The 21729-nt window shown below is 65.1% G+C and carries 26 protein-coding genes; 10 read left to right on the top strand and 16 right to left on the bottom strand.

Going from position 1 to position 21729, the window contains the following annotated elements; all coding sequences use genetic code 11:
- The first annotated feature begins 52 nt into the window (after nt 1-52).
- Nucleotides 53-799 (top strand): MBL fold metallo-hydrolase, encoded by a 747-nt coding sequence (locus KZ498_RS01910; RefSeq protein ID WP_312616328.1) that lies wholly within the window; start codon nt 53-55, stop codon nt 797-799.
- 22 nt (nt 800-821) lie between these two features.
- On the opposite strand, the gene KZ498_RS01915 is transcribed toward KZ498_RS01910, so the two are convergent.
- The 4 genes from KZ498_RS01915 to KZ498_RS01930 form a co-directional block, all read right to left on the bottom strand.
- Nucleotides 822-2117 carry an NUDIX domain-containing protein gene (locus KZ498_RS01915; protein ID WP_312616330.1) on the bottom strand — a complete coding sequence of 432 codons (1296 nt, stop codon included), beginning with the start codon at nt 2115-2117 and terminating at the stop codon, nt 822-824.
- 79 nt (nt 2118-2196) lie between these two features.
- Nucleotides 2197-3300, bottom strand: a complete 1104-nt coding sequence (locus KZ498_RS01920; RefSeq protein WP_312616332.1) for an aminotransferase class V-fold PLP-dependent enzyme — start codon at nt 3298-3300, stop codon at nt 2197-2199.
- Between the two features lie 228 nt (nt 3301-3528).
- Nucleotides 3529-4146: a rod-determining factor RdfA gene (gene rdfA, locus KZ498_RS01925; protein WP_312616333.1), complete on the bottom strand. Its 618-nt coding sequence runs from the start codon at nt 4144-4146 to the stop codon at nt 3529-3531.
- A gap of 44 nt (nt 4147-4190) precedes the next feature.
- Nucleotides 4191-6152 (bottom strand): archaea-specific SMC-related protein, encoded by a 1962-nt coding sequence (locus KZ498_RS01930; protein WP_312616334.1) that lies wholly within the window; start codon nt 6150-6152, stop codon nt 4191-4193.
- A gap of 304 nt (nt 6153-6456) precedes the next feature.
- Here KZ498_RS01930 and KZ498_RS01935 point away from each other — a divergent pair, with 304 nt between their 5' ends.
- From KZ498_RS01935 to crcB, 3 genes are read left to right on the top strand one after another with little or no spacing between them, the layout of a single operon-like run.
- A complete protein-coding gene (locus KZ498_RS01935) occupies nt 6457-6804 on the top strand; it encodes a hypothetical protein (RefSeq protein WP_312616336.1) in 348 nt (115 codons plus the stop codon).
- Between the two features lie 4 nt (nt 6805-6808).
- Entirely contained in the window at nt 6809-7192 is a 384-nt protein-coding gene (locus KZ498_RS01940; protein ID WP_312616337.1) for a CrcB family protein, read from the top strand.
- Nucleotides 7192-7551 (top strand): fluoride efflux transporter CrcB, encoded by a 360-nt coding sequence (gene crcB / locus KZ498_RS01945; RefSeq protein WP_312616338.1) that lies wholly within the window; start codon nt 7192-7194, stop codon nt 7549-7551. Before KZ498_RS01940 ends, crcB begins: the two co-directional genes overlap by 1 nt.
- A gap of 28 nt (nt 7552-7579) precedes the next feature.
- Here crcB and KZ498_RS01950 read toward each other — a convergent pair whose 3' ends face one another.
- Nucleotides 7580-8641, bottom strand: coding sequence for a helicase HerA domain-containing protein (locus tag KZ498_RS01950; RefSeq protein WP_312616339.1), 1062 nt, complete (start codon nt 8639-8641; stop codon nt 7580-7582).
- Between the two features lie 75 nt (nt 8642-8716).
- On the opposite strand from KZ498_RS01950, the gene KZ498_RS01955 reads away from it, so the two are divergent.
- Nucleotides 8717-9163: a carboxypeptidase regulatory-like domain-containing protein gene (locus tag KZ498_RS01955; RefSeq protein WP_312616341.1), complete on the top strand. Its 447-nt coding sequence runs from the start codon at nt 8717-8719 to the stop codon at nt 9161-9163.
- On the opposite strand, the gene KZ498_RS01960 is transcribed toward KZ498_RS01955, so the two are convergent.
- From KZ498_RS01960 to KZ498_RS01970, 3 genes are all read right to left on the bottom strand, one after another.
- Nucleotides 9160-9891, bottom strand: a complete 732-nt coding sequence (locus KZ498_RS01960; protein WP_312616343.1) for a protein-L-isoaspartate O-methyltransferase — start codon at nt 9889-9891, stop codon at nt 9160-9162. The two genes, KZ498_RS01955 and KZ498_RS01960, sit on opposite strands and share 4 nt — an antisense overlap.
- A gap of 61 nt (nt 9892-9952) precedes the next feature.
- Nucleotides 9953-10576 carry a protein-L-isoaspartate(D-aspartate) O-methyltransferase gene (locus KZ498_RS01965; protein WP_312616344.1) on the bottom strand — a complete coding sequence of 208 codons (624 nt, stop codon included), beginning with the start codon at nt 10574-10576 and terminating at the stop codon, nt 9953-9955.
- 1 nt (nt 10577) lies between these two features.
- On the bottom strand, nt 10578-11231 hold the full coding sequence (locus tag KZ498_RS01970) for an HVO_0476 family zinc finger protein (protein WP_312616346.1): 654 nt from the start codon (nt 11229-11231) through the stop codon (nt 10578-10580).
- A 110-nt stretch (nt 11232-11341) separates the two neighbouring features.
- Here KZ498_RS01970 and KZ498_RS01975 point away from each other — a divergent pair, with 110 nt between their 5' ends.
- On the top strand, nt 11342-11758 hold the full coding sequence (locus KZ498_RS01975) for a DUF1648 domain-containing protein (protein ID WP_312616348.1): 417 nt from the start codon (nt 11342-11344) through the stop codon (nt 11756-11758).
- 203 nt (nt 11759-11961) lie between these two features.
- Here the strand turns inward: KZ498_RS01975 and KZ498_RS01980 are convergent, their stop codons facing one another.
- Nucleotides 11962-12915, bottom strand: coding sequence for an aminopeptidase (locus KZ498_RS01980; RefSeq protein ID WP_312616350.1), 954 nt, complete (start codon nt 12913-12915; stop codon nt 11962-11964).
- 429 nt (nt 12916-13344) lie between these two features.
- Between KZ498_RS01980 and KZ498_RS01985 the strand changes: the two genes are divergently transcribed.
- A complete protein-coding gene (locus KZ498_RS01985; RefSeq protein ID WP_312616351.1) occupies nt 13345-14409 on the top strand; it encodes a type II glyceraldehyde-3-phosphate dehydrogenase in 1065 nt (354 codons plus the stop codon).
- Between the two features lie 3 nt (nt 14410-14412).
- On the opposite strand, the gene KZ498_RS01990 is transcribed toward KZ498_RS01985, so the two are convergent.
- Nucleotides 14413-14904 carry a metallophosphoesterase gene (locus tag KZ498_RS01990; RefSeq protein WP_312616353.1) on the bottom strand — a complete coding sequence of 164 codons (492 nt, stop codon included), beginning with the start codon at nt 14902-14904 and terminating at the stop codon, nt 14413-14415.
- 110 nt (nt 14905-15014) lie between these two features.
- Here KZ498_RS01990 and KZ498_RS01995 point away from each other — a divergent pair, with 110 nt between their 5' ends.
- On the top strand, nt 15015-15269 hold the full coding sequence (locus KZ498_RS01995) for a hypothetical protein (RefSeq protein ID WP_312616355.1): 255 nt from the start codon (nt 15015-15017) through the stop codon (nt 15267-15269).
- On the opposite strand, the gene KZ498_RS02000 is transcribed toward KZ498_RS01995, so the two are convergent.
- Nucleotides 15266-15940, bottom strand: coding sequence for an RNA ligase partner protein (locus KZ498_RS02000; protein WP_312616356.1), 675 nt, complete (start codon nt 15938-15940; stop codon nt 15266-15268). The two genes, KZ498_RS01995 and KZ498_RS02000, sit on opposite strands and share 4 nt — an antisense overlap.
- A 96-nt stretch (nt 15941-16036) precedes the next feature.
- Between KZ498_RS02000 and KZ498_RS02005 the strand changes: the two genes are divergently transcribed.
- Complete coding sequence (locus tag KZ498_RS02005) at nt 16037-17149, top strand: RNA ligase (RefSeq protein ID WP_312616358.1); 1113 nt, start codon at nt 16037-16039, stop codon at nt 17147-17149.
- Between the two features lie 14 nt (nt 17150-17163).
- On the opposite strand, the gene KZ498_RS02010 is transcribed toward KZ498_RS02005, so the two are convergent.
- The 3 genes from KZ498_RS02010 to KZ498_RS02020 form a co-directional block, all read right to left on the bottom strand.
- Complete coding sequence (locus KZ498_RS02010; RefSeq protein ID WP_312616359.1) at nt 17164-19005, bottom strand: ATP-dependent helicase; 1842 nt, start codon at nt 19003-19005, stop codon at nt 17164-17166.
- An 81-nt stretch (nt 19006-19086) separates the two neighbouring features.
- Nucleotides 19087-19386, bottom strand: a complete 300-nt coding sequence (locus KZ498_RS02015; RefSeq protein WP_312616361.1) for a hypothetical protein — start codon at nt 19384-19386, stop codon at nt 19087-19089.
- Between the two features lie 28 nt (nt 19387-19414).
- Nucleotides 19415-19765 (bottom strand): helix-turn-helix domain-containing protein, encoded by a 351-nt coding sequence (locus tag KZ498_RS02020; RefSeq protein ID WP_151101849.1) that lies wholly within the window; start codon nt 19763-19765, stop codon nt 19415-19417.
- 132 nt (nt 19766-19897) lie between these two features.
- On the opposite strand from KZ498_RS02020, the gene KZ498_RS02025 reads away from it, so the two are divergent.
- Nucleotides 19898-20395 (top strand): helix-turn-helix transcriptional regulator, encoded by a 498-nt coding sequence (locus KZ498_RS02025; protein ID WP_312616365.1) that lies wholly within the window; start codon nt 19898-19900, stop codon nt 20393-20395.
- Nucleotides 20396-20614: 219 nt separating this feature from the next.
- On the opposite strand, the gene KZ498_RS02030 is transcribed toward KZ498_RS02025, so the two are convergent.
- Nucleotides 20615-20794 carry an HVO_0416 family zinc finger protein gene (locus KZ498_RS02030; RefSeq protein ID WP_312616366.1) on the bottom strand — a complete coding sequence of 60 codons (180 nt, stop codon included), beginning with the start codon at nt 20792-20794 and terminating at the stop codon, nt 20615-20617.
- A gap of 255 nt (nt 20795-21049) precedes the next feature.
- On the bottom strand, nt 21050-21622 hold the full coding sequence (locus KZ498_RS02035; protein ID WP_312616367.1) for a YbhB/YbcL family Raf kinase inhibitor-like protein: 573 nt from the start codon (nt 21620-21622) through the stop codon (nt 21050-21052).
- Nucleotides 21623-21729: the final 107 nt, after the last annotated feature.

Here is a 21729-nt window from a genome sequence, read left to right on the forward strand (position 1 = left end):
GGACGACGACGAGTAGCGGCCTTATTCAGGGTGAAGCATGTACAGAGGGGTAATGACAGTTCGACACGACGGGCTGACCGTCGACTGGCTGGGGTACGCTACGCTCCGCTTCGCCGGCGACGACACGGTGGTGTACGTCGACCCGGGCCGGTACGGCGTCCTCACCGGCGAGTGGGAGCCCCACACGGACGGCATCGGCCATCCGCCGAGCAGCGACTATCGACCGGAAGACGGCGACGTGGTCTGTGTGACCCACGTCCACCACTACGACCCGGACGGTATCGAGCGCGTCGCTGGCGAGGACGCGACAATCGTCGCCTACGAGGGTATCGACGAACGCGTCGGCGACCGGGACCTCCCGCCGCTGTCCTCCCTGCCCTACGAGGTCGTCGAGGTTGGAATGAAATCACAGACGTCAGTCGAGGACGTGCCGATATGGTCGACGCCGGCGTACAACGAACCGGACGGGCCGCACACGCGCCCCGACGGAACGCCCTACCACCCGGAGGGCTTTGGCTGTGGCTTCATGATCGCCGTCGAAGGAACCAGAGTGTTCTACCCGGGTGACTCGGACGTGCTCCCGGGTCATCGGACGCTGGACGTCTCGCTGCTGTGTCCGCCCATCGGCCCGCGGGCGACCATGGACCGCCACGAGGCCGCCGCGCTCGCCGCGACCATCGACCCGGACCTCGTGTTGCCGGTCCACTACAACACCTTCTCGAACCTCGAAGCCGATTCCCGCGAGTTCGCCGCCGACGTGGCCGCATCCGGCGTCCCGGTCGTGCTGGACGAACAGTGAGCGCGCCCCCGTCTCTCGGGGCTCACCCGCGTTTGACCCACTCACTCCGGTCCCGATGGGCGGCAGCTATCGCCTCGATATCGTCCCGCCCCAGAACACCGCGTTCAGTGACGACTGTCACCGCCGACGCCGGCGTCACGTCGAAGGTCGGGTTCGACACAGCGATGTCGGCGTCGCCGTCGTACAACTCCTCGGGCTCGCGCTCCTCTCTGTCCCACGACGCGCGTGGCGCGACCTTGTCCGTGGCACACACCGCGTAGCAGTCCACGTCGGCCGCGGCCGCCGACAGCGCCGCCGGACGGGTGCCGGCTTTGTTGACCACGCGACCGTCCGGCAGGACGCGGTCAGCGCCGACGACGAGCGTATCGGCAGCCCAGGCGTCCAGTTCCTGCCCGAACGCCGCGTCGGTGGTCAGCGTCACCGCGGCGCTGCCGGCGACCGTCTCTGCGACACCGACGCCTTCACCGCCGGGCCTGGATTCGGCGACGAGCACGGCATCGGGCGCGGCGGCGTCGACCACCAGACGGACCGTCCCGGAGCGCGAGAGGGTTGCGAGGCGGTCGCCGGCGTGTTCGGCGGCGACAGCAGCGGCGACGCGGTCGGCGGTCACCGCGTGGCTCAGCGTCTCGGTCGCGGCCCGCTCGACAGCCGCCGGCGAGTCGTCGGTGACGGCGTCCATCGCTCGGTCGATGCGGTTCGCGACGACGACCATCGAGGGCCGCGCCTCCCGGATGTCGGCGGCGAGGGCGGCGAGGGCGTCCCAGTCGTCGCCGTCTCGCTCGGCCGCCTCCAGATCGTCGCTCCGTCCGGCATCAGCCAGGGCGGCCTCGTCGCGGAGCACCTCCAGCGCCCGCAGCGACAGCCACGCCGAGCCGTGGGTCCGGTCCTCGGACACGGTGGCGACCCGCGGACGGACGCGGTCCCAGGCGGTCCACAGACGCGGGACTGTCTCGCGGGTCAGTATCTCCGGCGGGTGGACCCACGCGGTTTCGGTGGTCTCCTCGTTAGTCGAGACTGTGCGGGCCGCACAGTCGAACAGGAACGGGTGGACGACCCACCGGACGCCCCGGTCGCCGTCCGCGACCTGGAACGGGTCGCCCTGGCGGGTTAGCGTCACCGCGTCGGCCAGGCCGGTTTCCTCGTCGATTTCGGCCCGCGCGGCCGTCTCCGGGTCCCGGTCCCGCCCGGCGTCGTCGGCGACGTGTCCCGCGACGCCGCCCCACTGGCCCCGGTAGGAGCCGACTGAATCGCTCCGGCGCAACAGCAGCACCTCGGCCTCGCTGCGCAGGAAGCACGTCACGACGGGGCGTGTCTCCATACGAGCGTGGACGGCCGGCCGGGGCAAGAAAGTCCGGGCCTGTGAGCGGCGCCGTCGGGACGGGAGCGCCCCGTGAGAGCTACAGCGCGTCGAGCAAGCGGTCGACGTCGTCAGCAGTGTTGAACGCGTGGACGGACGCCCGGACCGCCTCGGGGTGGGAGAGTGACCTGATGATGATACCCTCCTCCGCGAGCCGTTCGACGGTCGCCTCGGGGTCGTCTGCGGTAAGCGTCACGAGTCCCGACTCGTATTCGCGGGGACTCAGCAGTCGGTCGTCGAGGCCGTCCTTGAGCCGGTCGGTCAGCCGTTCGACACGGGACTGGACCGTGTCGAGTCCGACCGCCTCGACTGTCTCGATAGCGTGTGCGAGCGCGACGTACGGGACCGGTGAGGTGGTGCCGACCTCGAACCGGCGGGCGCCCGCGTGATATTCGTACGCGTCCCCACCGGGATTCTCGACGCTCCGGTAGCCGATGCGAGTCTGGCGCAATCGGTCGTAGGCGTCCGGGTAGACGTAGAGGAACCCGCCGCCCCAGATTCCAAGCAGCCACTTGTGGCCCGCCCCGGCCACGAAATCCGCGCCCCACTCGGTCACGTCGACGGGGTGTTGCCCGACGGACTGGACGGCGTCGACAAGCACCTGCGCGCCGGCGTCGTGGGCCGCGTCGACGACGGCCCCAACAGGGAGTCTGGTCCCGTGTGTCCAGGTGAGCGAGCTCAGCGACACCAGTCTGGCGTCGGCCACGGCGTCTTTCACGTCTGCCATGTCGAGCCGACCGCTGTCGGTTTCGAGGACGCGGACCTCGATGTCGTGGGTGTCGGCCAGCCGGTCCCAGGGGAGCGTGCCGGCGGGGTGTTCGAGGTCGGTCCGGACCACCACGTCGCCGGGCTGCCAGTCGATTGCGCCGGCGATCATGTTGACGCCGTCGGCGGTGCTGCGAGTGAACGCGACGTTGGCGGCGTCGGTCCCGATGTGGCCGGCGACGACGTCGCGTGCCGCCGCGATGGCGTCCCACGCGACCGTATAGGAACCGTCTCCGGCGGGCGCCTCGAAGGCGTGTCGTTCGAGAAACGAGGTCGCAGCGTCGATCACGGGGCGCGGCGTCGGTCCGCTTGCCCCCGTGTTGAAGTACGTACACCGTTCGAGTGCCGGAATCGACGCTCGTAGTTCGGCTGGGTTCATATCCCCGTCCACGAGCGCCGGATGCTTCAGCCCTGTGTGGTCCCCGAGGACAGGCCCCATCTCGGGGCGGTAGTCAGCGCGACAGTAGCGGTAAAGTTACTATCCTCAGCTTTCGAATTCTCTGTTTTTGTTGTGTCTCATAATCTATATCGGTTGGCTATGTTCTCTTTCGGATTGTCCTTCTCACAGCAGGAGTGCCAAAAGCGAGCGAACCCGGAACTGCGTGAGTCAGTCCTGCTGACACTCACAGCCGCCCTGCTCGAAGAACTCCGCGACGGCGTACTGGCTGCCACACGACTGACACAGCACCTGTGCGTCCAGGAACACCTCGAAGTCCTCGATGTCGATGCGGCCCGTGTCGCGCAGTTTCTCGATGCGCTGGTCAGTGACCGACAGCGTTCGCGTCAGGAGCCGCTGAATGCTTTCGAGGTCTTTCTCGATTTTCTCGTCGTCGGACAACCCCTGATACTCCGCGCCGCGCCACTCCTTCAGATACGACCGGATGGCCTGGTAGGTGACGAAATCGGTTTCGACGCTGTCGACGTCGACGCCGCTGCGTTCGAGTCGGTTGACGGTGTCAGTCCGAACGCCTGTGCTGATGTCGTCGCCGGTGAGGTTCTCGTAGGTCGATTCGACGTCGCTTTCGAGCGCGCTCAGGCCAGCGTCGACCAGCGCGCGTTCGAGGAGGCGTTTGTTGAAAAACTCCGCGAGGTCCCGGAGGCTCATGCGCTCTACACCGTCACCGGTCCAGCGAGCCTCCATCTCCGCACCGAGACCATCGAGTTCGTACTCGTCGATGAGTCGAGCGACTTTGCTCGACGGCCGCCCGTCTGTCGTATTCGCCATCTGTTGAACCAACCTACGGCAACCGGAACTAAAAGACTACGGGGTTAGATCGAGGTGATCCGGTTGAAGTCGTCGTCCAGCGCCTGGGCGTCCTCGGGCAGGAGGGCGACGACCAGATGCTCGGCGTAGTCGGCGAAGTACTCGACGAGTTCGGCTATCCGCGCCGAGTCGATGGCTTCCAGCGAGTCAAGCAGCATGAACGGAACGCTCTCGTGAAGGTCATGCACCAGATAGCCCGCCAGCGCGAAGATCAGCCCTGTGACCTCGCGCTCACTCTCGCTCAGATGTTCAATCGTATCCTCGTAGGCCGCGCCGTTCTCCGTGGTCCGAACGATGTGGAGTTCGAACACCGTGCGGTCGACCTTCTGGCGGCCCTCGCGGACGGTCTGCTCGACGCGCTCGATCCAGATGCGTTCGAGGTTCTCGTACTCCAGGATGCCGAGGATGGCGTCCATGTGCTCGTTGAACTGGTCGACGGCATTGGCCTCGATCTGGTCGATCTTCGTCCGCTTGTCGGTGAGTTCCTCGACCAGCGCATCGCGTTCCTCGCGGAGGTCGTCGGCCCGCTCGACCATCTCCTCGATTTCCTCGATTTCGGCCGACACGTCGTCGAGGTCGGACTCCAGGCTGTCGATCTCGAACTCGAGCTGGTTCGCCTCCCGGTGCAGCGAGAGGATCTCGTCGAAGTCCTCGGATTCGAGGTTGTCGACCTCGTCTTCCAGCGATTCGACGTCGCTGGTCAGCTCCTCGCGTCGGTCCTTCAGCGACGTGATCTGCTCTTCGCGGCGTTCGATCTCCGTTTCGGTCTCCTGGATCTTTCGTTCGACGTTCTCGCGGCGGCGCTGTTTCTTCTCTGCCTCGCGCTGGTCGGACTTGAGGTCGTCAAGTTCCGATTTGACGTCGTTGAGCTCCTCGACCTTCCCACGGCGGAGGTCCTGCAGGCGGTCGACGGTGTCTTCGATCTGCTCGCGGTCGACCGTCGAGCCACACGTCCAGCAGACGACGGATTCCTCGTCCTCGCCGTCGAGGAGCTGCTCCGTGACGGCCCCATCGGAGCCCGCGGGCGTGTCTTCGAGCGACTGGATGACGTCGTAGTCCTCCTCTTCGAGGCGCTCCTCGTTGTACTGGATGAGGCTCTGGAGGTCGGATATCTCGCTGTTCAGCCGCTGGCGCTGGTCGCGCAGCCCGGCGATCTCGTCTTCGAGATGCTGGTGGTCGCCCATGGGCGTCTCCGGCAGCTCGTCCAGTTCGTCCGTGAGATCGGACCGTTCGCGTTTCAGCGAGGAGATGCTCTCCTCCTGAGCCTCGATGTCCCGGCGGACGGATTCGAGGTCCGACCGGGTCGAGCGGAGTTCGTCGAGTTTCTCCTCGAGGACGTCCTGCTCCTGACGGCTCTCCTCGATATCCCGGCTGCTGTTGTCGATTTCGTCCTCTCTATCGGCCAGTTCCTCGCGCTTTGCTTCGATCTGTTCGCGGAGTTCAGTCCGTCGCTGTTCGAGGTCCGGCAGGTCGCGCTGGCGGGACTCGATCCTGGCGAGTTCGTCGTTGATATCGCCTTTCTCCGACTCCAGCTGTTCGACCTCCGAGCGGATTGCGTCGATGTCGACCGGCCGCATGATGATCTCGCGGAGGTCATCGCCCCGTGCCACGGAGCGGCGCGCTTCGTTGGTTTCCAGCAGGAACGCGAACAGGTCGGCGACGTCTGGGTCGTCAAGATAGCCCTCGCCGTCGAACTGGACGGCGTCGCCCGCCCGCGTGAGCGTCCGTTCGTAGACTTCGTCCCCGTAAGTGAGCGTCACACTGCCCTCGTCGGCGTCACCTTTCAGCGTCGCCTGTGTGCTTCCCATCGCCGCCATGATAGACTGCAGAAACGATGTCCGGTTCGTCGCGTTCTTGCCCGTCAGGACCGTCACGCCCGGCGGAATATCGACTGCCGTCTCGTCGATGCCACCGATATTGGCTACATCGAAGTGGGCGGCACTAGATTCTTGCTTTGACTCTGGCATTGATTTGCTGTTGTTGGAGAGGATATAAAAACAATTTCATTCCCGAAAATGAAGCTCTCTAGTGCTGTCCCGGACTAGGTTGATACGTCAGGCCAAATCAGTGTTGTCCGGTAGACCGCGCACAAAGCGGCAGTCAGTTCCGAAATAACACCTGTACCAATATTATTCCGGTGTAGAACGGGTGGAGTGGAGATACGAACCCGTTTTATCTAAAGCTGCTATTTTGTTGTGTATCGCAGCCTTTTGCGCTTGTGAGTGTTCTCAGATGCCAACGTATAAGTCGACGTGATTTGAACCCGGATGTATGACCCGCTACGAAACGTTGCTCGAGGTCGAACTGGACGAGTGGGACAGTGGGTACGGCGTCTTGCAGATCGTCGACCCTGACGACAGCGACACCGCCGAGCTACGGTTCTGCTATTTCAACGAAAACGGCAAGTTCACGAACCGACCGCTAACGCTACGCCCCGACGAAGAGACGCTGGACCGGACGACGCGGATGGTTGAGAACCTCGGCTACGTCGCCCGCACGTTCGACCCGGCAGAGATCCGCGAACTCGTCGATACGCTCGGCCAAGAGCGGGTTATTGAACTCGCACAGCTCGTCGACACGCTCGGTGAAGCGCGGCTGGCGGAGATACTCGGAGAGTGAGAGCATGGCAGACGCCCACCCGCTGGTAACGGTCGAAACTGTCGTCCTCGTGGGTCTCGGGGGCTTTGCCGGCTCGAACCTCCGGTACTTCGTCGGCCTCTTTTTTCCGGGGTTACAGGGGACGCTGCTGGTCAACGTCCTCGGCAGTTTCGCGCTCGGCGTGCTCGTGTACGAGGGGCTGCAGGTCGGTGTGCTGGCCAGCGAGACGAAACTGGCCGCCTCGACCGGTTTCATCTCGTCGTTTACAACCTACAGCACGTTCGCGGTGGAGACGGCGCTGACGCCCGAATGGGCCGTCGCGAACGTCGTCGGAAGCTACGCTCTGGGTTTTGCCGGCGTCCTCGTCGGTCGTACGGCCGTCCGTCTGTTCGCCGGGGGTGAGCGCTGATGGTCGCTGTCGAACCGGCACAGCTGGTCGGAGCCGGCGGCGCCATCGGCGCACTCTGTCGCCACTACCTGGCGGAGGCTCTCAAGCGAGAGACGTTCCCGCTCGGGACGCTCACGGTGAACGCGGTCGGGAGCTTCGTCCTCGGACTGCTGACGTTCGCCGGTGTGACCGGCGACGCGGCACTGCTTGTCGGTGTCGGGGCGTGCGGGTCGTTCACGACGTTCTCCTCGTTTTCGGTCGGGACAGTGCGGCTGTGGGAGGACGGGTACGTGGCGCTGGCCGTGCTCAACGCCGTCGGCAACCTCGTCTGTGCGCTGACCGCGATCGGGCTGGCCTGGGGAATCGTCCAGGTCCTGTGATTTCCGTCGGGGTGGTCGCGGCGTGGAATCACCCCCCGCCGTCGGCGCGGCTCTCGTGGGTTCCGGCTCCCGCGGGGTCACTTGCCCGCGGCGTCTCGCCGCCGTGGGGCGTGCGACGCTCACGGACCGTCACGTGGTGGACGGACTCGGTGCCGTCGTCGACGACGAGCGCGGTCCCTGTCTCTTCCGGTAGTCTGGCCCCGAAACCGCCGTCGAGATACGTCGGCTGGACCGCCCGCAACGCGTCGATATCAGCCGCGCTCGTCAGTCGATGGGCGACGAGCAGGTCGGTCTGTGAGGCCGTCGTCGCCGGCACGGCGCTGGGTCGCTGTGTCGCCAGCACGCAGCTCACGCCGGGCTGGCGGCCCCGAGTGACGAGCCGGCGGAGTGGGCGGCGGGCGACCCCGTCTGTGAACGCGTGGGCCTCGTCGACCAGCAGCCAGGGCAGTCGGCTCGTCTGTTCGGCCAGGCGGGCGTCGTACAGCGCGCTCGCGACAGCGGCGAGGACCGCGCCGGCTGGCCGCGAATCGAGTCCCGACACGTCGAGTACGGTCAGACCACCGCTGCACAGCACCTCTGTCTCGGTACCCGCAGGGTCGAAGACGTCCCAGGACGCGGCGAGGGCGAGATGGTTCGCCGCCGCCCGGCCGGTGCTCGCCGCCGCATCCGCGTCGGTCACCCACGAACGCATCCCGTCGAGCGTCGAACACTCGCTCGCCGCTCGCCACACGAGCGCTCCCGCACCCTGTTCCGGGTCGAGACCGAGCACCGTACACCACTGGCGCGGGTCGAGCGCGTCCGCACGAACCATGGGTTCGATTACCATCGCGGACACGTCCGCAGTACCGAGCGGCGTGAACGCCCCCATCGGGTCGACGATGACAGGCGCGACTCCCGCCGCGGCCAGCAACCCCTCGGCGAGGACGCCGAGCGAGTACGTCTTCCCCGACCCGCGCTTGCCAACGACGAGGCCGACGTGTGGCCGGTCGACGTCGAGGTCGACTGCAGCGCCGCGGCTCCCGTCGCGGGCGCGGTAGTGACCCAACCGCGCCGTCGCTCCCGTCGCATCTTCGCGTCCGATAACGACCATGCCGGCGGTTGGCCCGTTTCGGTATTTCAACGTACGTCCGAGGATTCAAGTACGAACCCGGGACCACCCCCGCCTATGTCAGATTCGCTGTGGCGCGACGAACGTGCTATCGAGGGACTTCCGATCCGTCTCGTTATCGCACTGGTAGTCGGTGTCGCCTGCCTATCCGTGATGATGAGCACGATCTCCGGAATCGAGACGCTACAGGTAACAGAAGTCGACGTCGAACCACACCCCGAAGTGACCGACCCGGGGACACAGGACGTGGTCGTCACCGTCGTCGACTCGAAGGGGGCGCCCGTGTCCGGCGCGACGGTGGTCGCGAAAAGCGGCACGGCAACGCTCTCGTCGGTCTCGACGGGGGAGACGGACAGCACGGGGAACGTGACGCTCTCGCTGTCGCCGTCGCTCGGGCCGAATCAACAGGACGGCACCGTCATATTCGAGGTGAAACCACCGGCGGGCAGTAGCTACGAGGACGCCCGCTCGAACACCGACCTCCTCGTCGTCGAGTCGCCCTAACCGTCCCAGTCGATCCACTCCTGCTCCCAGCCGGCGCGGGACTGGGCCGCCCGCCGGGCGTGCTCGCGGTCCTCACGGTGGGTCCGGTTACGCTCGACGGTATCGGCCTGCTCGCCCTCGACGAGCATCGGCTGGAACGCGACGGTGCCGTGTCGCTTGACCGCCCCGTCGGCGTCGACGACAGCGAGGGACTGTTCGCCGGTACCTAACGGCATCACCAGCCGACCGTCCTCGGTCAGTTGCTGGAGAAGCGCCCTGGGCGGGTCGATGGCGGCCGCTTCCAGGAGGATTCGGTCGTACGGCGCGTATTCGGGCAGTCCGTCAGCCCCGTCGAGGCGGTCCACGAGGACCGCGTCGTAACCTGCTTCTGCGAGGTTTTGCCGCGCTTCGACGACGAGCCGGCGCGTGATGTCGATCGCCTGGACGTTGGCCGCGCCGACGTGCTCTGCCAGCACTGCGGCCGTGTAGCCGACGCCAGCACCGACCACGAGTACGTCGTCGTCTTCCTCGGGTGACAGTAGTTCGAGCACTCGGCCGACGGTGCTGGGTGAGAGCACGCGCGTGCCGAGGCGCTCGAACGGGCGGTCGGAGTAGGCCTGTTGTTCACCGACGAAGGCCTCCCGGGGGACGGCGCGCATCGCTGCTGATAGCCACGCGCTCCGGACGACACCCTTGCTCTCGTGTTGCAGGCTGTCGACCATGTCGTCCCGCAGTACCGCCGGGTCCATATCAGTGTATTCGCCCGGAGCTATATCAATGGCGCGACAACGGCCACGTCTATTGATAACCCTACTGCAGCGGGACGAACCGGACGCCGCCGTGGTCGGTCCTGTCGAGCGTGCCGTCGGCCCGTTTTGCCGCCCGGACGAGGCGCTGTTGTCCGTCGCCAACTGGAGCCAAAAGGACACCGCCGTCACGGGTCTGTTCGACGAGTGAGGCGGGGAGTTCCGGCGCGGCGCAGGTCAGATACGTCCGGTCGTAGGGCGCGTGCCCGGGCCATCCCTGCTTGCCGTCGCCGGCTCGAACGGAGACCTCGCCGTAGCCGGTCGCTTCCAGCGTCTCCCGTGCCTCTTTGGCCAGCGTTGCGTGGTACTCCACGCTGTAGACGTTTTCGGGGCCGACCAGTTCGGCAGTCACCGCGGCGTGGTAGCCACAGCCCGTGCCGACCTCGAGCACCCGGTCCCCCGGTGACAGGTCGAGTAGCTCGGCCATGATTGCGACCATGTGTGGCGCAGAGATCGTCTGGCCCGACCCGATTGGGAGCGGGCGGTCGGCGTAGGCGTCGTGTCGCTTGTCGTCCGGGACGAACCGGTGGCGTGGAACCGACGCTATCGCCGCGAGAACGGCCTCGTCGGAGACGCGTTTGCGCAGACGGTCGGCCAGCCGCGACCGTTTTCGGTCCCAGTCGGCCATCCTACCACGCCGACCACGCCGTGGTCGACTCGTCTCTGACGTACAGTCGGTTGATGTCCTTCGCGATACCCATGTCGCCGTCGTGGTCCATGTTCTCGTGGTCGTAGCCGTGAGCGTCGTCGCGGACGTGAATCCCCTCGACGGTGAACTCCTCCTCGCCGAACGCCTCGGTCTCGCCGACGACGAACTCGTAGTCGCCGGGGACGTGGAGCTTGAAGCTCTCCGTCTCGTCGTGGGTCCCGTCTTTCGGATGCATCGTGACGTTGACCGAGACGTTCCCGACGGCCCGCGACCAGATTGTCTCGACGTCGGCGGCCGCCGCCTCGTCCTCGCGGCCGTCTTCGGTCTCCAGGCTCGTAATCCGCGCCGTCACGACGGCTTCCTCGGTCTCCAGCAGGAACTCCTCGCCGACGGAGAGCGCTTCCTCGGCGGGCACGTCGACAGCCGCGGTGAAGGAGTCCCCGTCCTGGGAGACGACGACGCTGCGTTCCAGCGTCTCTTCCTCCGGCAGTTGTTCCTTGTGGACGTGGTCACAGTCCGTACAGCGGACCGTCACGTGGCCGCCCGGCTTCAGCACCTCGTGAACCGTTTCCAGGTCCGGCGAACAGGCCGGACACGGGAGGGCGATGCGGTCGCCCGGTGTAGCGTCTGTCATATGAGGCCGTTGACTACGCTCCCGTAAATGGTCGTCGCCACGTCGCTGCTCGTGGTTCTCACTCGCACAGCCACGCTGACCTTCTTCAGCCGCCGGTACGAACGCCGGCCATGGCCCTCGGTCGGAACCGAGCCACCATCGCAAGCGGTGCCAGCATCGTCCTGGCAGCGCTGGCTGGCGTGGCGGTCTGGTCGCGTCTCCCCATCGACGTCGCGATTCACTTCTCCGCGTCGGGTACGCCGGATACCTACGTCTCGAAGCCGGTTGGTGTCGTTCTCATGCCGGCGCTGATGCTCGCAACCCTCACTGTGCTGAAAGCGGCGTTCCGCTACGACCCACCGGAAGTGCCGCAGGTGGCAGCCACCATCACCGTCGCAACAATGGGGTTCATGGGTGCGATACACGGGCTCGTTCTCGCGTGGAACCTCGGCTATCCGGTGCCGTTCGACCTCGGCCTCATCGGATCGCTCGTCTGGGCGGTTCTCATCGTCGGATACGCTGTGAAGATGGAGTACGGAACCGGATAGCGGATACTGTCCGCGGCGTGCGCTACTCACAGCTCCTTTCACTCACCGCTCGGCTCCGGGAGGTCTACGACCTCCCCACGTTCGCGGCGTTGCCGCTCACTCTACCCGAGGAAGCTTCACTTCCTCGCCTGCCTCGCGGTTCATTTCACTCTCCGCTCGGCTCCGGGAGGTCTACGACCTCCCCACGTTCGCGGCGTCGCCGCTCACTCTGCCCGAGGAAGTTTCACTTCCTCGCCGTCCGCATACACGGTCGGTTCCGTCAGAATCCCGTCCAGGTGAATCGGCGCGTGCACGTCCCCGCCCATCGCGTGGTCGTCGCCGATGGCGATGTGGACCGTGCCGCCGGCCTTCTCGTCTAACAGGACGGAGCCGACGAGTTCGGTCACGGCGACGTTCGTGCCGATGCCGAGTTCGGCGAGGTTGTAGGCGTCCCGACCGACCGCCTCGGCAGCCTCCTCGACCTCCGCACGGATGTCGGGGTCGTCGATGTCCGTGACATAGCCGTCCTCGACGTCGAAGGTGAGGCGCCTGCCGTCGAGTTTGCCGTGGGGGCGCATCGTCCCGTCGACGACGAACGTCCCGTCGGCCGTCTCCGGGGCGAGGAACACTTCGCCGGCAGGGAGGTTCGACATCTCACCGGGCTCGTGGACGATGCCGGTGTCCATGTGCCACTCGCGTGTGCCGATGCCGAACGTGATGTCGGTGCCCTGGGGCGACGTGACTCTGATCTCCTCTGCGTCTTGTACCTGTGCCAGCACGTCCTCGCAGTGCCGTTTGATGAGCTGGTAGTCGGCGTCTAATCCCATCAGGAACACGCCCTCGCTGATGCCGGGCAGGGTCGCGACGCGAGCGCCGGCGTCGTTGGCGTCGGTACGGGCCGCCGTGTGGCTCAGGCTCTTCGTCGTCGGCGCGAGCACGACGTCGGCGGTTTCCATCGCGCCGGCGACCGGCGCGGGCGGTTCCGCACCGTGTTGCTCGCCGGGGGGGTAGCGAACGAAGACGGCGTCGTCGGTAATCTCGGCGGCGACCCGATACAGGGCCTCGCCGATTGATTTCAACTTGTCGTCAGTGACGACCGCACACGATTCGTCGGGCTGGAGGGTCAGGCACTGCCGGACGGCTGTTTCCGCGGGTGCGCGAAGCGAGGAGTTGTCCATACAACTGGCTGCGTTCTCCGGCTGAATAACTCTTGATGGACGGCACACGTGTGCCGTCGCCAGTCACACCAGTTCGCTGTGAAAGCCATCCTGAGAGTGACTGGTGCAGGCAGCGGCCGCACGACACCAGTCTGGCTCAGTCGTAGGGAGCGAGGTGGGATGGCAGGGAACTACAGCTGTCAGCATCCCCGTTTCGATTTTAGGCGTTGGTTGATAACAAACCACAGTATTACTCGGTTTGGCAACTGTGAGTAACTCGGTGACAGTCGGGGTTAGCGATGTTGGCACGGATACCGCTACCGCCCAAAAACAGCCGTTTGAGAGTTTTCCCTGCCAAAAGTTGACAATCACCAGTGGTACAACTATCTGAGTTAATTTCTCCGAATATTAAGCACAAAGAATATACTCTCCCCCAAAGTATGGACGTTCATGCTCCACGTGGGCATCAACGGCTTCGGCACCATCGGGAAACGCGTCGCTGACGCGGTGCGTGTCCAGCCAGATATGACAGTTGCGGGCGTAGCAAAGCGCTCGCCGAACTTCGAGGCAACTATCGCAGACGACCGCGGCTACGAACTCTACGCCGCGGACGGCTGCGAACCGTTCAACGACGCTGATCTCGCGACGGCCGGCACGGTCCATGACCTCATCGAAACGAGTGACGTGGTCGTCGACACCACGCCGGGTGGCGTCGGCGCGGCCAACGCGCCGCTGTACGCCGAACACGACACGCCGGCCATCTTCCAGGGTGGGGAGGACGCCGACGTGGCAGACGTGAGTTTCAACGCTCGCGCCAACTACGAGAAGACGGTCGGTGCGGACACGGCCCGCGTCGTCTCCTGTAACACGACCGGCCTTTCACGTCTGCTCGCACCGCTGAAGGAATCCTACGGCGTCGAGAAATCGCGCGTGACACTGGTCCGGCGTGGTGCCGACCCGGGCCAGACCGGTCGCGGCCCGATCAACGACACGCTCCCCGACCCCGTCGAGATACCCTCCCACCACGGTCCCGACGTCCAGACGATTTTCCCCGACCTCGACATCGACACGATGGGGATGAAGGTCCCGACGACGCAGATGCACACCCACAGCGTCAACGTCACGCTGGAGAGCGAACCCACGACAGAGGAGGTCACGTCGCTGCTGACCAACGAGTCGCGGCTGTTCCTCATCCCGGAGACGCTCGGTATCGACGGCGCGGGCAAACTCAAGGAGTACACCCGCGACGCCGGTCGCCCGCGCGGCGACGTGTGGGAGAACTGCATCTGGGCCGAATCGATTACGGTCGAGGGGCGGGACCTCTATCTGTTCCAGGCCATCCACCAGGAAGCCGACGTCGTACCGGAGAACATCGACGCCGTTCGCGCGCTCTCGGAGCGGACCGCAAGCGCCGAGAAGAGCATCCGACGCACCGACGAAGCCCTCGGCGTCGGCCGCGGACTCGTCGAACACGACGGGAGCCCACAGCGCGTCGACAGTCACGCCGACGACTAATTCTCACCCCAGTTCGTGGAATTCGACCTCGCCGGTGTCCGTCGAGAGCGTCGCGACCGAGAACGGCTCGGGAGCCGGCGGAATCGAGATGCCGCCGGGGTTGATTCGTTTCGTGTCCCCACGCGCCTCGTGGCCGCGTTCGTGCGTGTGGCCGTGGAGCACGTAGTCGTAGGTCCCACACTCGACCAGCGCGTTCACGATTTCCCCGCTGGTCCCGTGATACACCGCGATGGTGTGCCCATCGACGGGCAACACGCCCATCTCTCCAAAGTACGTGCCGAACTCCTCGACCGTGGACTGGACCGCCCACTCGCCGTCGTTGTTGCCGCGAACGGCGTAGAACGACCAGTCGCCGTCGAACGGCGTCACCGAGAACGGAGCCACGAAGTCGCCGCAGTGGACGACCGCCTCACAGCCCGCGTCCGCGAACGTCTCGACCGCGGCTTCGACCAGCGACGTGTTGTCGTGCGTGTCCGAGACGATACCGAGTTGCATACCGACGACGTAACGCCGGCAGCGACTTGAACGTGTTCCCCTGCCGGCAGCGAGGAGGCGGTCGCCACACAGCCGCGACGCTTTTGTTTAGTCGCCGCCTACGACGGCCGATGGCACGGGGACTCATCGGGACAATCGAGCTGATGGTCGCGGTCGTACTCGCCGCGCGGGTCACCCTCCTCGGCGTCGATAACCTCGCTCGCGGCCAGACAGCGATCGGTGCAGTCTTTCTCGGATTAGCCGCCGCCTTACTGGTTATCGAGTGGGTCGCTCCCTCCCCGACGGACATTCCCGGCGCAATCGCCGGACGGGCGCGCAGTGCGCTCCCCGGGGGGAAATCGCCGGACAGCGGTGACGACGACTAACTCTCGTCGCGCCAGCGGTCCGGGTCGTCGGCGGCGAGATACTCCCTGAGCAGCGGGGGGAAGTTCCGGCCCTTGAGATACCGCAGTCCGAAGTCCTCCGCCCAGTTGATGATGCCCTGGTCCTCCGTGACGACGCCGGCGTCCAGTTCCTGTGCGAGTATCAGGAGGTCGAAGTCCTCGCGGGAGTCGAGCACGCCCTGCCGGAGCGTGTCCCGGTACTCGTCGCGCAGGTCCGAGATGACCTTGTCCACCTCCGTCATGTGGTCGTGTTCCTCGACCGTCTCGGCCCGCGACTCCTCGGCCTTCCGGACGGCCTTCTCCGAGACGCGGAGGCCGCGGTCGACCCGCTCTGACATCTCGTCGATGAACTCGTACACCAGGTCGGCCGGAATCATCACCTCGTAGTGGGCCGGTGATTTCGTGATGACCCACGTATCCAGCTTCGTCAACACTTCTTCGCTGATGGCCCGGTCCTCGAGCATCGTCGTCAGTTCCGCCTGTATCGACGGGGGCATGTAACAGGAGATGTTGTGGACCAGTTTCGCCTCCGAGATGAGGTCGAGCAGTTCCAGGCAGGCCGCCTCCAGGTCCTCGTCGCCGCTTCTGATCTCGGGGGTGAGAAACAGCGACGTGTCGAGGACGAACCGTTGTTTGAGCGGGCGGTCGACCATACTGACGCTACGATAGCCTGCCACTAATTCCCTCTGGCAGTTACGGCAGTGCCCCGCCCCAGCAGAACTTTGATGTCATGTCAACAAGACTCACGTATGTCGAGAGACTGGGGGTCGCTGTTCGACGTCGACACCGACCCCGAGGACCTGCTGGAACACTTCGACACCGAGTGGTTCCGCGGCCAGCGGTATCGGCACCTCGGCGACGAGCGACACGGCATCGAACGCGGGACGGCGCTCGTCGGCGACGTGGTGGTCCGCGGCTATCCCTCGATGCCGCGTGCGCTCGTCCTCGAACCGGCGATCCGAGAGACGTTCGAGGGGCCCGTCGCCATCGAGGAGAAACTCAACGGCTACAACGTCAGGGTCGCGCGAATCGACGGTGACCTCCTGGCGTTCACCCGGAGTGGGTTCGTCTGTCCGTACACCACGCGAAAGGTCGAAGCGTTACTGGACGCCGAGGCGTTCTTCGACGACCATCCCGAGCACATGCTGTGTGGGGAACTCGTCGGGCCGGAGAACCCCTACACCGACCACGACTACGGCGAAGTCGAGGAGGTCGGGTTCTACGTGTTCGGCATCCGCCACCGCGAGAGCGGGACGCCGATGGGCGTGCAACGGCGCCTCGAACGGTGTGTGACCTACGGCCTCGACGGCGTCGACCACTACGGGACGTTCACCCCGGCGGCAGCCGTCGACGCCGCCCGCGAGCGCATCGACGACCTGAACGCCCGCGGCCGGGAGGGCGTAGTCCTGAAATCGGCCGACGGAGAGACGGCACTGAAGTACACGACGAGCGCCATCCACCGGGCCGACCTCGAACACGCGTTCGAACTGCCCTTCGACTACGGGCGGGACTTCGTCTTCACGCGCGTCATGCGGGAGGCGTTCCAGGCCGTCGAACAGGGCGACTCGCCGGCGGCCGTCCGCAAGCGGGCACAGGAGTTGGGCGAGGCCATCCTCCAGCCCGCAGTCGAGACGATACGAGCGGTGGAGGCGGGCGACCCGGTCGGCGAGACACACACCGTCCGCGGCGACCCGAAAACAATCGACGACCTGCTGTCGTACTTCCGCAAGAAGGGGCTGGAGCTAGATATCGAACGCGACGAGACCGACGGCGAACAGCGGGTTGTCACGTTTACCAAGGTCGCGCAGTCGACGCGTGACAAGACGAAGTACTACCTGGAAGGCGGGACAATCGACGAGTGAGCAAATCGACCGGGTCAGTCGGCGGCGATGGTCTCGCTGGCGTCGTCGAGCAGTTGCTCGATGGAGCGGTCGCTGGGCTCGTTTTCCAGCAACACGTCGATTGGCAGCGTCGGGGCGCCGTCGACGAGGTTCTCGAGCAGGACGAGCCGTTCGCGGGCCCGGGACATCCCGACGTAGAACACCCGCCGTTCGTTGTCGGTCAGCGTCGGCACGGGGCTGGTGTGTTTGGTGAACTCGTCGACGCCGGGCACCTCGATGTCCTGCTGGTCGACGGTCGCGGCCATCTGCTCGACGACCTTCTCCGTGAGGTCGGTCGCGACGAACACGTGGTCGGCCTCGCGACCTTTGGCGGAGTGGATGGTGCCCACGCGGACGCGGTCGGCGTCCATCCCGGTGTAGTCGCCGGTGAAGTACGCGTCGACGGTCCGCTCCTGGAAATTGGTCACTTTCCGGAGCATGTCGCCCGCCGAGGCCGCATCGGGGAGGAAGGGCACGTGCTCCCGGACCACGTCGGGGTCGATCTCGATGTCGGCGATGTCTTCGTCTTCGTGGGACTCGTCGATCTCTTCGAGCGCGTCGAAGAGCTCGTCGCGCTCGCCCGTGCCGAAGGCGGAGTCGACGAGCATGTCGGCGAGTCGGCGCGCTTCAAGCACCGTGAGCGGTTCGTCGGCCTCGACGGCTTCGAGCCCGTTGACGTACTGGGTGAGCCGGTCGGTCCACATCCGCTGGTCGGTGAGACAGGAGAAGGGGATCCCGTTGTCGATGAACTCGTCGATGAACTGGAACATCTGGTAGCGGGCCCGGAACAGCACCATCACCGTCTCGTCGGACTGCTCGATGGTCCGCGTGACGTTCCGGGAGAGATCGAACATCGAGGGGTTCTGGACCGCCTCGACGCGGCCGCCCTCCTTGCGCGGATTGAGGTCCTTCTCCTGGCGCTTCTCGATGTGACGGACCTCGCGGTTGACGACGTTGAGGATGCGCGAGGGGAGCCGGTAGGAGTTGGGCAGCACCTCGTCCTGTGTCACGTCCTCTTCGAGCAGGAGGTCGGGGTCCGCGCCCTGCCAGGCGTAGACGACCTGGTCGTCGTCGCCGGCGATGAGCACCCGTTCCATGTGGGGCTTCCACTCCTGGTACACGTCGTACTGCAGGGTCGTGATGTCCTGGAACTCGTCGATAATGAGGTAGTCGACGTTGGGCAGCAGCGACCGCTGGGCGACCCGTTCGAGCATGTCGGCGAAGCCGGTCAGGTCGTTCTCGCCCTTGTAGGTGCGCCAGCCGCGGATAGCGGCGGGCACGTCCACGCGGTCGTCGTCAGTCGGCCAGGTCGGGGTGTACTTGTTGCCGGTCTGGGCGTTGTCGTCGATCTCCGGCGGCAGTCGGACCTCCTCGTCGTCCCACTTGAACGGGACGTCGTACCAGTCGGCCACGTCGCGGCGGGTCCGCTGGAGCCACTGGCTCGTCGCGATAATCTTGTTCCCGAGGGTGGTCGAGCGGGCCGACCGGCGGCGCGAGCCCTCGTACTCGTCCTCGTAGTCGATTCCGAACTCCTCGCAGAAGGCCTCCTTGTCGTCCTCGCCGACGACGTCGCCACGGGAGAGGTTCAGCAGTTCGTACGCCTTCGCGTGCATCGTACAGACGTTGCCCCGAAGCGCCCGCGGGGACAGGCCGAGTCGTTCGGCGAGTCGCTCACGTATCTCGGCGGCCGCCGCACGCGTGTACGAGACGACCAGTACGTCACGGAAGTCCACGTCGTCGTCTTCCAGCAGTTCGTCCACGCGGTCGAGCAGCGCCGTCGTCTTCCCGCTACCGGGCCCACCGAACAGGCGGACAACCTCGGTGGTCGAATCAGTCATTGAACATGTAGTGGGACCGCGGCCAAATAAACAACGTGCTTTAGCAGGACGACGAGTGACGGCCAGGTCAGGGCGGAGTGCTCATCGATACAGCGAGACGTACAGCATCGCGAACCCGATGATGAACGGGATCGTCTCCGCCATCTGGAAGAACACGCGGACCATGGCGCCGGTCTCGCCGGCGCTCAGTTGCGTGATGACACTGGAGATAGCGACGCCCATACTGATGAACGCGAAGCCGACGAACGCGTACTGGAGGCGTTCAGACGGGCGCTTCCGGTAGGCCTGGAAGCTGATGAGCGTGATACCGAGTGTCAGCCCGAACACGACCATCCGCATCAGGATGAGCGCGCCACGTGCGATAGCCACGCCGGTCGTCATGCGGTCACCGCTCCACTGACGGGCGAACTCATTCCGGGTTCAGCTCGTCCCAGAGCTGACTGAACCGGTCCGGGAGGTTCTCTTCCCGATAGATGCGTACTTTGTACTCCTCGTCTTCGAGCGAGATGACCGTCGACTCGAAGTTGGACTCGTACACCTTGTAGTGGTTCCCGTCCTCGGCGACGAGCGTTCGGTCGGTGACGAGGTCGTACTCGTCGAGCAGTTCGATACGTCGATACACCGTCGGTAGTGAGAGGTCACACTCCTCAGCGAGTTCCTTCGCCGACTGTGGTTCCCGACTGATCGCGGCGAGCACGCGGCGGGCGTGCTGGTCGCCGATCGTATCGAGAACCTCCTCGATGCTCTGTTCCTCAGCCACTACACCAAGATTTGCGTCGTATTATATAAGCGTTTTCGAGCACTGAGGTGGTTTCACGTTCAGAAAACACTGCCCCGTTTATATGACGATTGCTCCTGTAGTGGTCAGTGCGGATTACGTTCAGGTGAGACGATGTCCGGAGATGACCTCCGTCGCGTGACGACGGGCAAGACGCAGGGGCGGACGGCCGATGAGCGAGTGAACCCGCTCGGCGGTACCGAACGCCCGGAATCGCATGACCCACCCAGTCGTGACGCAATCACGGAGTCGGTGTTGGACCCGATCATCGACGACGTCGTCGACGGTGATACCGCGGTCGACGACGGCCTGGTCACGCAGAGTCTGGAAGAGATTCTACTGGCGATGATTGCAGTCGCCGATGGTGGCACCCACGGTACCGGACTGATGGAGGCACTGGAAGACCAGTTCGGTGCCGAGTTGAGCCCGGGGACAGTGTACCCCCGGCTGCATGACCTAGAGGGGGACGGCACGCTCCAGATGCACGAGCTCATTCAGACGAAGCAGTACGGGATCGCGGACGACGCGGCTGCAAAGGAACAGATCGCGACGTCCGCGTACCAGCACCTCGCGCTCGGGCTGTTTCTCCATGCGTCGCTCGATGGACTCTAATCACAACTGAACGATCGGCCCGCCGACACACGACCCACTGATTGTCGGCCGGCTACGGAGGGACTCCCACTTCCTTTCTGAGCAACGTGATGCAGTCCTGACTATCCGAGCCGCCGCTGCTCGGCGTGAGACATATTGTGGTATGTCGGTAGCGGAGTGCGATGGCTGGTCTCCGAGTGGTCAGTCGCTACCGGGTCAGAAACGAAAAGCGGAGTATCCTTACCGTACCGGTGTCCAGCCACACACCGAGCACTGGGCCGCTGTCGACTCGTGGAGACCGCCACAATCGGGGCACTGCTTCTTGTTGTAGTTCTCTTCCCAACCGCTCTGGTCCACGTCGTGGCCACGCTGGGAGAGGAACTCGTCGAACATATCGTCACTACTCGGTGCGGACGCCATACATGCTATGGTATATCACACCAGCATATAGGTTTAATGGTATTGTGAAACATTGTCATGAGTGGCAACCACGCATCACGGGACGGCCAGTCGCGGCGGGCCGTAGTACTATAGTAGCCATTGAAAATCAATGCACACCCGACTGCACGATTGCAGTGCGGTCGGTGTGTAAATCGTTTCAATTGTTACTATAGCCAGCACCCGAGTGAGCGGTCGTTCGTCCGACACACTTGAAGCGCTCCGTCGAGTGCCAGGTTAGCCGTCGGTCGCAACCGGACGGGTGTAGTCGACAGTGATGCGGGTGCTTGCGAGAAGAGCGTTCGCGATGGCCTCTGTCGCCGTCTCCTGTTCCGTCCCGCCCTCGACAGACAGCTCCTCGCCGAGTGCGAACACCTGAAACCGGTGTTCGTAGGGCTGGCCGGCCGGCGGACACGGCGGTTCGTACCCCGGCTCGCCGGTGGGCCGTGCACCCTGTCGAGCGCCGCCCAGTGTATCGAGGGTCGGTTGGCGCGCGAGCCCGGCGGGAATCCGCGCTGTCTCCGGCGGGACGTTCCACAGCGTCCAGAACACCGGCTGGCTGAACACACCACCGTCGTACTCGGCTGTGACGGCAAGCGCCGCCGTCGGCTCCGGCACGCGCTCGATGACGAACGGCGGCGAAACGCCGTCGCCGTCGCAGGTAAACCGGGCCGGAAGCTCGTCCCCGGTACTGAACGCGGGGCTCGTCACTTCGAAGGCCGATGTTTTTTCGCCCGACTGCCCGGTACAGCCTGCGCTCCCGACCAGTGCTGATACCCCGAGCGTCCGGACGAAGTGGCGACGGTGCATGCCACAGTGGGAGGGACAGGTAGTAATCCGCCTTGTGATACTGCGCCACGCGCTGTGACGAGTCCGGCGGACGGGACACCACTGGTCCCTATCAGGGCGAACATGTT

Origin of the sequence: Haloarcula sp. 1CSR25-25 (assembly GCF_032027985.1) — an archaeon.
Lineage (GTDB): Archaea > Halobacteriota > Halobacteria > Halobacteriales > Haloarculaceae > Haloarcula.